General features: G+C 42.8%; 4 protein-coding genes. 1 reads left to right on the forward strand and 3 read right to left on the reverse strand.

Annotation, left to right across the window (positions count from 1 at the left end; all coding sequences use genetic code 11):
• Positions 1-552 precede the first annotated feature (552 nt).
• The 3 genes from NXS07_RS19230 to NXS07_RS19240 form a co-directional block, all read right to left on the reverse strand.
• Positions 553-1011: a tail fiber assembly protein gene (locus tag NXS07_RS19230; protein ID WP_052726068.1), complete on the reverse strand. Its 459-nt coding sequence runs from the start codon at positions 1009-1011 to the stop codon at positions 553-555.
• 87 nt (positions 1012-1098) lie between these two features.
• Positions 1099-1347: a hypothetical protein gene (locus NXS07_RS19235; RefSeq protein WP_038221407.1), complete on the reverse strand. Its 249-nt coding sequence runs from the start codon at positions 1345-1347 to the stop codon at positions 1099-1101.
• Complete coding sequence (locus NXS07_RS19240; RefSeq protein WP_046337014.1) at positions 1331-1960, reverse strand: baseplate wedge 1 family protein; 630 nt, start codon at positions 1958-1960, stop codon at positions 1331-1333. The genes NXS07_RS19235 and NXS07_RS19240 overlap by 17 nt, the downstream gene beginning before the upstream one ends.
• A 192-nt stretch (positions 1961-2152) precedes the next feature.
• Here NXS07_RS19240 and NXS07_RS19245 point away from each other — a divergent pair, with 192 nt between their 5' ends.
• Complete coding sequence (locus tag NXS07_RS19245; RefSeq protein ID WP_258087430.1) at positions 2153-2533, forward strand: transcriptional antitermination N peptide; 381 nt, start codon at positions 2153-2155, stop codon at positions 2531-2533.
• Positions 2534-2954: the final 421 nt, after the last annotated feature.

The following is a 2954-nucleotide window of genomic DNA, read 5'->3' on the forward strand; positions in this document are numbered from 1 at the left end:
CAAAATGAACTGCTGAAAATATTGGGGCAACCCTATGAATCATTTTATTCCTGAAAGTGGTGCGGAATGTCGGTTACTAATTGTTTCATCTATGCATTTAATCAATAGCTCTGCATCCGGTATGCGGCCTTATTTTTCAATAACATACCTTTTAGTGCAATTTATAGATATCTTGCAAAATAATGATCAGAGCAGGAAAAATCTAGGATTAAGTAACCATTTATACTATTTCCCTGAGGTATCCTAAAAAAACTAAGGAGCTACGAAATTAACGTAACTCCTTGATAAATCTGGTGGGTCGTGGGAGGTTCGAACTCCCGACCAATTGATTAAGAGTTTACCTATCTATTAATAACTAATTGATTTTAATCTCTTAGGGTCGAATTCCCCGCCGCTTGCGGCGTAAACTAACAAAATTAGCATTCACACAATCAAAAAGTGCCACATAGTGACATATCGATGACACGCTGGTGACACAGTAGTACGCCACAAAAATGACACGCACTCCCAATTTCAATAATGAGGTAGGGGAGGGGCATCAAGCCCCTGTCATTACTTCGGCGGCTCCGGCCATTTGACATCGGGGGCGGTAGTGCAATCCACCCGATTGAGCAGCACCCGGTATTTACGCCAAGCGGTTAATGCGGATTTCTCGGCATCGGTGGCGATATTCAAATCAACGGCGTCCTGTAATGGCGCTATTTTATCTCGCGCCTCAGTCATCAGATTCTGTTTTTGATATTCCGCCTCAGAAATCTGCCATTGTTTTAATTTAGGTTTATCTGCAACCCATTTTTCCCCATCCCAATTATACGCCTGTTTTGGTTCGGGTGATTTTGGGATACAGATGTAGTCTCCATTATCAATAATAAATTGATAGGCGGTGAGATTGTCAAATTGCTCCTGAGTGACTGTTACTGCATAAACGGCATCTGCCAACCCTTTGGCTGCAACCGCGTCTAACAAATATGTCCAATCTGGATTTTTTCTGTTCACATACACTATTGGCATGATTACACCTCGATATATCGAAAACCAATGCGACAGGTATTACCCCCATCGCGCCATTCAGCCCCACAAATAACAATGTTTTTCAGATTACTGATGGTGGATAACGCGGCGGTAATCGATGGCAGCGTCCCATTCAGACAAGCCGCGCTGAGATAAATACATCATCCATTCATCGGTGCGTTTACCTAGGGCGTTAAACCACTCCATCGGCGGTTTTCCGGCTGTGCGGTCTACGGTTACTCCCCATCCGCGCAGGATATCGGGGAACATTTCTAATTCACCTGTTTTCGCATCGTTAGCGAATATTTTATAATCAGGTTTATTGATGATTGACATTGATAATCCTCGTAAATTTACCATCCCCAAAACCAAATGAGCGTGTATCACTCGCCCAGCCAAACGGACGGTCACTGTTAACAACAACGAACTGGTATTTAACGCCGACAGGTCTACTCAAAATATCGAGTTTCAGAATGGCGTGTAATCGAAATGGGGTCAGGTAATCAGCAGGGACAATCACATTCATGGTCATGTCATAGTTATCGATGACAAATGAATATTCCCCTAATAGGTGTTTTAGTGAATGAGTAATTCCCTCAATAGTGGGTTTCTGAAAGTTCTTGATGATTTTTGCTCTGATAAAGAACCTGAAATCGGAATCATCCAGTTTGACGGATTTTTGCAGCGAGTCGCCGTATCGATAAAACAGACCGTCGTTAAATCCCAACGCCCCGCTGATACCCAGCCAGCCGAAATAGTCTTTTGGTACAAATGACTTCATTGTCCGGCCAATACCAATGTGTCGGCCTATCAAATCCAGTCCGTAGCCAACTGATTTATCGATGTTGAGTATTTCGGGAAGCTGCAATACCGTCTCAAATATTGTTTTGGTCTCAGAAAGCAAAAGCCCAACGGTTTGCTGGGCTTTGGGTTTTCCTCTGTAAAGCAGTACCTACAATGAATGCCCCGCCCGTGTGGGGAGTCCCTACCCAAAGTGATTTTTGGGGCGTGGTTAGCAGAGTCTAAGGATAGACACAGAGTTGCTGTAAAGTTTGCGCATATCTTTTAGTGACGCGCAAATTTCAAACAGCCCCTCAGTTCATTAACTACGCCCCAAAACTTACTAATTGAGGGTAATCAAATGGAAAGTATCACTATTCTACCTAAAGGCGGTCGGTTGAGTTCCAAAATGTGCCGCTATCTGGAACGTGGCGATCTAGTGACTCATCACCGTTTAGAAGAACACATTCGCCAGTCCGAAGTAAAAGCGCTTGAAAATATCATCGATGAGGCATTAGGGGTAGAAACCGAACCACGCAAAGTGCTGGTACTCAAGCGTAAGCCACAAAATGATGGCGTTAATGTAATAGCCAATCTGATTGTTCAGGCTAAGGGGCTTTCTAATGAGCCACAAGAAGACAGCTTCAATAACTGCTGCTTACCACATGTAGCTCTTTACTCAACCAAGCAAAGAGCTAGCAATCGGATACTGGAGTCAGGCGGGGTTACGGCGAGAGGGTGATAATCACTTTCTTGTTTTTTTCAGATAATCAATTAATAGCGGTGGGATATAAATTACAGCAAAGACAATAGGGATTGAGAAAATAATATCAGTTACAAAGTTCGGCAAAAAGTCCGGGGCATGTTCACGGAACCACAATTTGAGTGAATTAGGATAAAACACAATTACCGGAATGTAGCCCCATTTTACCCAGACATTATTCTTAATCTTTTCACGAAACCAGCCGACAACCTTTCTCCGAAAATTTCTATCCATAGATTAAATTTTATTCTCATTATTGTAGGGAATTTATTCTAACCGATTTTGTTGCTGGGGAGTAGCAGAACCACCTCGCCTGATGTGGTTACCCGCCTGGCATAAATAACGATAAAAGGGGCTTTTCGAGAATTTCACTTTTATCAGTTCTTTGATTTGAATGATA

The sequence above is a fragment of the Xenorhabdus bovienii genome (genome assembly GCF_024721015.1).
In the GTDB taxonomy this organism is placed as follows: Bacteria; Pseudomonadota; Gammaproteobacteria; order Enterobacterales; family Enterobacteriaceae; genus Xenorhabdus; species Xenorhabdus bovienii.

Excerpts from the sequence above, each read along its gene's own strand:
- NXS07_RS19245 (WP_258087430.1), top strand. The coding sequence starts at position 2,153 with ATGGAAAGTATCACTATTCTACCTAAAGGCGGTCGGTTGAGTTCCAAA.
- NXS07_RS19235 (WP_038221407.1), bottom strand. The coding sequence starts at position 1,347 with ATGTCAATCATCAATAAACCTGATTATAAAATATTCGCTAACGATGCG.
- NXS07_RS19230 (WP_052726068.1), bottom strand. The coding sequence starts at position 1,011 with ATGCCAATAGTGTATGTGAACAGAAAAAATCCAGATTGGACATATTTG.